Below are 8,106 nucleotides of genomic sequence, written 5' to 3'. Positions count from 1 at the left end.
TTCTCTAGAGAAGCAAACAGTTTCATCAGCATGAGAATTTTGTTTCACCCTTATGAAACAATTGTTTCATCACGAAGAAACTTTTGTTTCACTGGGGAGAAACTCCTGAGAAAAGATTATAATTGTGACAATATCTAAACTTTGTTTACACGCTTGCATTTATTCTTTCTGATTCACGATACTGCTTTATTGAAAGACTTCTGATTTACTTCACAGTCATTTCCTATTCTTTCCGCTTTGATTTGCATGAGAAATAGATAAAAAGGCAGGATTAACTGGTAAATTTACGCGGACTCTGCATAAAACTTTGTTCGTCTGTGCAAAAAATAGGGGCTGTCCGCTACTCTCCTTAACTGAGATTAATGTATAATCGAGCGGATGAGCTGTATCACTAGGCTAATTAACCTACCAAATAAGCTATTCAAGCGAGTAAATAAATGTAAACTAAAAGAAGACGCAAAATAATCGCCTGATATATTGAATGATACGCAAAAAAGTGACAAATACATAATAACTTAGGAAAATAGGGTACTCATCAGGATCCATACTTTGGCAGGTGATCCGAATATATTTCTAATTTGGACTCTGTTGCCCAATAACTGGCTTGCTATTTCTCTCTATTTCTTTAATTTAGAGGCTTTTAAAAGGTTGTATTTGGATGTTTTTTTCCCATTTTAGGCGGTGGCGGTGGTGGGGAGTGCGAAAATGTCGCGAGAAGTTAAAAAGGGTATGTTAACCATCTTTAGCCGCTTCCTGGCTGGGTTCTCTCAAACAAATAGACGATTTCGTTTGGTTATCTCAAAGGCTTTTCTTACTTTTGTAGTACAAAAATATTAGCCGTATCGACTGGATCGGGAAACTCTTCAAATTAATCTGATATACCGAGAAGGCTTCGATTTTCAATGGCGGGCCACATCCTTAGGGATAGCTTTATGCCGGTGGATTACAACGAAATCGAGCGCTCAAATCTTGTTCTATCAGAGTTTCATCACATCGTCGATGCGGCTTTTTTTATATTCTTTCCTATGATATTCTATTTTTCCGGTACTGGCAATTCTAAGTGGATTGCTACCCAACTTTCAGAAACACAACAAGAAAAAAAAGTTTTTATTCCTGATGCTTTGAGGGATGGGAATTTAGATTTTATGTTGAGAGAAGATGAAAAGATTGGTTTCGTTTTTCCTATCTATTCATGGGGGCCTCCTCCCATTGTAATGCGTTTCATTGAGCAAGTTCATTTATCAGGTTACATTGATCAATACTTGTTCTTTGTTTGTTCCTGTGGGGATGATACAGGTTTGACCCAACAAATGCTGCTTAAGGCATTTGCTGATAAAGGATGGAAGTGTCAGGCCGGATTTTCAGTAATTATGCCCAATAATTATGTTTTATTTCCCGGTTTTGATGTGGATACGCAAGATGTAGAAATAGCCAAGCTGCAGAATGCATCTTCGACTTTGGAACAAATCCAATCTTCAATAATTCGGAAGGAGACTGTATTCTCTTGTAAAGAAGGAAGCATGCCTTTCCTGAAAAGCCGCATTATATATCCTCTATTTGTTCGTTACGGTATATGGCCCCAGAAGTTCTATGCGACTAATGATTGTATTTCTTGTGGGAAGTGTGAACGTGCTTGCCCAGTTGAGAACATTCGTATGAAAGAGGGGAAACCGATTTGGGAAACGAACTGTACTTCCTGCCTGGCATGTTATCATATTTGTCCTAAGCATGCGGTACATTATGGAAAGAAAACAAAGAATAAAGGCCATTATTTTAATCCCAATATTTGAGAACTTCTCAATAATTAATAAACGAATTCCATCTTATCTTGTTCTAGTTGAGAACAAGGTAAGATGGAATTCTCTTTTTATTTATCCGTTAGAGTGGACTAAAAGAAACTAAAGTTTCCACGCATGATTAGTCCCGTATCTTAATACTACAGTTAGAAAGGTCTTCAATAATAGCCAGACTCTCTACACGTACTCCTTGTTCTTCAAGGATCTGACGCCCATTTTGAAAGGCCTTCTCAATAATAAATCCCATTCCTACCAAAGTAGCTCCTGACTGTTTAATAAGATCTATAACCCCTAATGCAGCGTTTCCGTACGCCAAGAAGTCGTCAACAAAGAGCACATGATCGTCCGGCGTGAGGAAGTCAGAACTGATAACCACTTCGTAGTCTCGATCCTTGGTGAAAGAGTGCACGGTGGTGCTTAGTGCGTTTTGGATAGTTTTAGGTGACTTCTTCTTGGCAAATACAACCGGAAGGTTCATCAGATAACCTGTCATGATAGCAGGTGCTATACCACTGGCTTCAATGGTCATAATTTTATTGACTTTGGTAGAGGCAAAGCGACGTACAAATTCAACAGCGACTGACTTCATTAGCCCGGGATCCATTTGATGATTGATAAAACTGTCTACTTTCAGAATTCCTCCTTCGTAGCATTTCCCATCTTGCAAAATTCTTTTCTTTAATAATTGCATGCTTGTATGATCTGATTATAAATGTGCCAGTATGCTTCTTGCTTTATTCTTGGATAAGAGCATATCAGCATACTGGCACGTTTTCTGTTAATTTATGATTTATTGTCTCTTCGATCTTTGACTCGAACGGCTTTTCCTTCACTTTCGGGGAGAGATCCCTTCTTGACTAGCTTTACTTTTGGGGTAACTAGTATTTCATCTTTGAGCTGACGAGTGATATTTTTACGGATTCTCTCTAGGTCAATATAATTGTCGGAAGAAAGATTGCTGAGTTCTACTTCAACAACCATTTCATCTTGATTATCGACAGTTTCGAGAGTAATCAAATAATTGCTACCTAATTGTGGGAACTGAACGAGGATCTTTTCTACCTGCATTGGGAAGATATTGACTCCTTTGATAATAAACATATCATCGCTGCGTCCTTGAATACGGTCGATACGTAGGTGAGTACGTCCACAAGAACATTTTCCAGGAATGATTCGGGTCAGGTCGCGAGTACGGTAACGAATGAGCGGCATCATTTCACGATCTAACGTGGTAAGGACTAGTTCACCAATTTCTCCTTCGGGGAGTTGTTCGCCAGTTTCCGGATCGATTATTTCTACGAAGTAACAATCTTCCCAGAAGTGCATCCCATCTTGATTTTGACATTCGAAAGCTACACCGGGGCCGTTCATTTCCGTCATTCCAAAGCTATTATAAGCTTTTACTCCGAGGAGCTGCTCTATTTTCCGGCGTTGTTCGTCTGTATGTGGCTCGGCACCGATAACAAGCGTTTTTAATGTTGTGCTTTGCGGATCAATACCTTCTTCCTGTAGGATTTCAGCCAATCGGATGGCGTAGCTAGGAATGGCATGTAGGGCAGTTGTCTTAAAATCGTTGATGAACTTGATTTGCCGTTTGCTGTTGCCTGCTGCTGCCGGAATGGTGAGGCAGCCTAGGCGTTCTGCGCCATACTGAAATCCTAGGCCTCCGGTGAACATTCCGTAGCCCGAGCTATTTTGAAATACATCAGTCTTACGTATTCCGACCATGTATAGACAGCGTGCTACTAGGTTAGCCCACGAATCAATGTCGTGTTGCGAATGTACAATGACTGTAGGATTGCCGGTAGTTCCACTCGAAGAGTGAATACGCACTCCATCATTTCGCATATCACCGGCTACTAATCCGAATGGGTAGTGTGCACGCATATCGACTTTGGTGGTAAACGGAATTTTCCGGATGTCACTCAGCGTTTGTATACTGTCCTTCGTTATATTATTTTGGCTGAACACTTCCTTGTAGTATGGAGAGTTAGCCGCTAGGTTGATTGTTTTTTTAAGCCGCTGAAGCTGGAGTTCTTCCAGCTTCGAGCGAGGGGCAGTTTCTATTTCTTCTTCCCAGTATTCTGTACTCATGATAGTGGCAGTTATTCCATTAGCTTCTCAGCAATCTCTTTGCCGGCGGCCAATGCTTTCAGATTCATTTCGACAATAGCTTCCCCTTTACGCAGAAATATTTCACTAATACTATCTTGTATTTTTTCGTAGGCAATGCCGAGGAATGGAATAGTCGCACCTAGCAATACAATGTTTGCTACTCGGGCGGAACCGACCTCTTTGGCTACCTTATCAACATTTAAAATAATCTTGTGAGGTAATTTGTCTATTTCCTCTGTTATTTGTGACATTTCCGGGTAATTGGGAATGTTGATAAAAGGTGTTTCGTTGGTCACTAACCATCCTTGAGGACTGAGGTAGGGAGATAGCGTAAGCCTTCCATTGGTTCCAACGAAATTATAAGATCGCATTTGCCTAAAGGAATTAGATCGGAGGCAATAGGTTGCGTGCTGATACGGAGATTTGATTGAACATCTCCACCACGTTGGCTCATACCGTGTACTTCGGCTTGTTTCATGTAAAGCCCTTCTTTGAGAGCAGCTTTACCAATCACTGTGGCGATGGAAAGGATCCCTTGTCCACCGACTCCTGATAGTATAATGTCTTTTTTCATGGCTTTTTACTTACTTCTTTTTTTACGTGATAAGGTCTGAATACATTCTCTACGTGGAATAATAACCGATACTCCGCGATACTCAATTTCTTCTCGTATAATTTGCTTCATTTCCTCATGGTTCTTTTTCAACGGTACCACGACGCGGATATGAGTCGGATCAACTCCTAGGCCTAAACAGATCGCTTCGATTCGTCCGGTACCGGCAGAATCCTGACCTCCTGTCATAGCAGTCGTTTCATTATCCGAAATAATAATTGTTAGAGGAGTGCTTTCATTGACACAATCTAGTAAGCCGGTCATACCCGAATGGGTGAAAGTAGAGTCACCGATTACTGCGATTGATGGATGGAGACCCGCATCAGCCGCACCTTTTGCCATAGTAATGGAGGCACCCATATCAACGCACGAATCAATAGCATTAAAAGGGGCACTAGCTCCTAATGTATAACAGCCGATATCGCTGAATACTTTGTGTGTTGGGTATTCTTCTTTGAGTACTTGTGTTAGTGTGACGTACATATCACGGTGTCCGCATCCTTCACAAAGTGCGGGAGGACGCATGGCTACCACAGAAGGTATGGTAAACAAGGACTTGTTTTCTTTGCCTACAGCTTTGGCTACACTATCCGGAGTTAACTCTCCGTCTTGCGAGAGCGTTCCATCCAAGCGGCCTTTTACTTTTATTCCGATGCCAGATAGCCTTTTAAATGCTTCTCTACGAAAGGCTGGCCGTCTTCGAGAACGAGAATTTCGTCACACGACTCTACTAGTTGGAGAAGTTGCTTCTTCGGTAATGGGTATTGTCCGATTTTGAGTACCGGGTATTCGCATCCTTCGGGATAGTTCTCCATTAAATAGTTGTATCCAATACCGCATGCAACGATGCCTAGCTTTTTGTTTGGCCCGTCTGTGTATTTATTATAAGATGATTCTTCGGATGCTTTGATGAACTCTTCCTGGCGGGCGAGTAGGGTCTTATATCGTTTACGCGCATTACCCGGTAGCAGAATAAATTGACGAGGATCTTCGCTGAAAGACAGATTGTTTTGTGGCTTTGTTGGTTTACATTCCACACCTGAGCGCGAGTGTGCCAAGCGAGTGACCATACGTACGAGGAGGGGTTCACCTATTTTCTCGGAGAATTCAAATCCGTTGTAGACCATGTCATATGCTTCCTGCTGATTGCACGGTTCGTACATCGGGATTAGTGAGAAATCGCCATAGAAACGGCTGTCTTGTTCATTTTGTGAAGAGTGCATGCTAGGGTCATCAGCAGCAAGAACAATCAGTCCGCCTTTGACTCCTGTGATGGCAGCGTTGATAAAACAATCGGCTGCTACGTTCATTCCCACATGTTTCATGCAAACTAATGCTCGTTTGCCAGCGAAAGACATGCCTAGTGCCGACTCCATCGCTGTTTTCTCGTTAACGCTCCAACGGCAGTGTATATTCCTTTCGCTTGTGATCGGTGCCATTTGGATGTATTCAGTAATTTCAGTTGAGGGAGTACCGGGATAGGCATAAACTCCCGAAAGCCCAGCATCCAATGCGGCTTGTGCAATGGCTTCGTCGCCTAGTAAGAGTTGCTTGCTCATATATCTGTTTTTTATTAAGTGTTAATCACAGGTTGTTGTACCATCAGACAAAGATAGTTTTTTCAACTCGTATCGTCTTACGATTATTTAAAAATATTTCTTTCATTCAATGCTTTCCAATATTTTTTCGCATTTGCCATGTGATCGGCATAATTGGAGGCGAAGTTATGTGTGCCCGAAAAATCTTCTTTAGCGCACATATAGATATAGTTATGTTTGGTATAATTCAGCACACTATCTATTCCTTTGGTAGAAGGAATACGAATTGGTCCGGGAGGTAGTCCGGTGTTTGTATATGTGTTATAAGGCGATTCGATTCGTAGATGTTCATTGGAGATCCTGCGCAAAGCGAAATCTTGCAAAGCGAATTTGACTGTTGGATCAGCCTGTAAGGGCATACCGGCGTGTAGCCGATTAATGTAAAGTCCGGCTACCATTGGCTTTTCGTCGTTGTTGTTGGTTTCCTCTTCAACAATAGAAGCGAGGGTGCAAACCTCGGCCTGTGTCATGCCAATCGCAGTGGCTTTAGCTAATCGGTCACTGTTCCAGAAGCGGCTATGCTCTTTTTGCATACGTTGAAAGAAATCGTTTACTGTTATATCCCAATACACCTGATAAGTTTCGGGGATAAATAGGCAAGGCATTGTTTCGGCTGTATAACCTACTTGGGCTTGAAAGGTGGAGTCGAACAGTAGCTTGGCTACTTCGGTAGAGTCGATCATTAATTGTTTACCTACGCTGCGTGCCAACCTATCGAGTGTTCGCACACTGCCGATTGTTAGATTAACTGCTTCTTGGTATCCTCGGGAAACACGACTGAATACGTGGTAAACATTGTCTTTCGGTTGAATGACATAACGGCCGGTATGAATATGTTGGTCGTAGTCTCTGAGGCGCATCATCCAGCGAAATCCTGTCATATTGCCGGCTTGCCCTGTCTGCTTCACTTTATAATACACAGAGTCGGCAGTATCATCGCGATCAATGTATACATATACTTTTTTTGAAGGGTGGAATTGTGTGGCGAACAAGTAGTAGTAAATCGTTCCTCCGGCGATAATTCCAAGTAGTAATCCTATTGCTAGGACAGTAACCAATATGTTTGATTTTCTTTTTCTCATTGTAACGAGTTATTTTGTTTTAAAATTGGGTCAAAGATAGGAAGAAAATAAATAGAGTGATTTTATTTATGCTCCGAATCGCTGAAAGTAGGCAAAAAACTTTTCGCTCTTTGGCTGATTTATTATTGAGAAAGAGAAGAGTTAGATGCGAATATAAATTACTTCCATTAGTTGAATATGAGTGAATCATAGATGCGAGGTGGTTCGGAAATGCTTCCGACAACTAATTACAAAGCTATGTGTTTACCTCACTGTTTATTTATTCTGGCCACTCTCGATAGTCGCTATGCGATTCTATTCGGTTCTCAATATCATCCGGTAATGGGGAGAAAAAATCTAGGCCGGTTAAAGATTCAATGCTGTCTATTGTTACAACATAATTAGGTAGCGGAGCAGTCGCATGTTCGTTTGGGAAAAGGAAGCCAATGGCACGTGTTGGTTGTGCGAATGGAGAGAGAATAACTTTGAAGAATTGTTTGGGAATACTGACATTGTTGTTCCCTATCTTTTGTCTTTTACTATCGACTATCGGACCGCATATTACGATGACGGCACTATCGGTCACAACCCAACTGCGTATCTTTTCTTCCAACTCTTTCCATGCTCTTCGGTTCAGTTGGGGGTGTTGAGGACATATATTACTGAAGTAAAAAGATTCTTTCATGGCTGTGCTGTTCCATTTCATGTCGGCAGCAGGGGCCATATGCCCCTTATCATAACCTGATCGCAAATAATCGGAGTTGGTAGCGGACGGGCCTTCTACTTGCGGGTCGACTATAAAACGATCTTTTCTTTTTTCTACTCCGTGTATCTCTCCTCGGATTAGTTCATACGAAACCCAGTTTGGTATTTTCCATTCTTTGTTATAGGAAACAGTATACCCTGTGTGACTGATAACTTGT

General features: G+C 41.6%; 5 protein-coding genes and 2 pseudogenes. 1 reads left to right on the top strand and 6 read right to left on the bottom strand.

What is annotated here, in order from left to right:
• Positions 1 to 1,025: 1,025 nt before the first annotated feature.
• Complete coding sequence (locus tag JCM10512_RS20625; protein ID WP_044165788.1) at positions 1,026 to 1,790, top strand: EFR1 family ferrodoxin; 765 nt, start codon at positions 1,026 to 1,028, stop codon at positions 1,788 to 1,790.
• A 127-nt stretch (positions 1,791 to 1,917) separates the two neighbouring features.
• Here JCM10512_RS20625 and xpt read toward each other — a convergent pair whose 3' ends face one another.
• The 6 genes and pseudogenes from xpt to JCM10512_RS20595 all read right to left on the bottom strand — a co-directional run.
• Positions 1,918 to 2,487 carry a xanthine phosphoribosyltransferase gene (gene xpt / locus JCM10512_RS20620; protein WP_044165787.1) on the bottom strand — a complete coding sequence of 190 codons (570 nt, stop codon included), beginning with the start codon at positions 2,485 to 2,487 and terminating at the stop codon, positions 1,918 to 1,920.
• A gap of 92 nt (positions 2,488 to 2,579) precedes the next feature.
• Positions 2,580 to 3,890: a phenylacetate--CoA ligase family protein gene (locus JCM10512_RS20615; RefSeq protein ID WP_044165786.1), complete on the bottom strand. Its 1,311-nt coding sequence runs from the start codon at positions 3,888 to 3,890 to the stop codon at positions 2,580 to 2,582.
• Positions 3,891 to 3,901: 11 nt separating this feature from the next.
• Positions 3,902 to 4,485 (bottom strand): annotated as a pseudogene (locus JCM10512_RS20610) (indolepyruvate oxidoreductase subunit beta).
• 6 nt (positions 4,486 to 4,491) lie between these two features.
• Positions 4,492 to 6,083 (bottom strand): annotated as a pseudogene (locus tag JCM10512_RS20605) (thiamine pyrophosphate-dependent enzyme).
• Positions 6,084 to 6,166: 83 nt separating this feature from the next.
• Positions 6,167 to 7,204, bottom strand: coding sequence for an endolytic transglycosylase MltG (gene mltG, locus JCM10512_RS20600; protein ID WP_044165784.1), 1,038 nt, complete (start codon positions 7,202 to 7,204; stop codon positions 6,167 to 6,169).
• 259 nt (positions 7,205 to 7,463) lie between these two features.
• Positions 7,464 to 8,106 (bottom strand): DNA/RNA non-specific endonuclease (locus tag JCM10512_RS20595; RefSeq protein ID WP_044165782.1); only part of this gene is annotated, 643 nt, incomplete at its 5' end.

Source organism: Bacteroides reticulotermitis JCM 10512 (genome assembly GCF_000517545.1).
GTDB lineage: Bacteria > Bacteroidota > Bacteroidia > Bacteroidales > Bacteroidaceae > Bacteroides > Bacteroides reticulotermitis.
The sequence above is the reverse complement of the archived record's forward strand: the minus strand, read 5'-3'. Positions and strand labels throughout refer to the sequence as shown.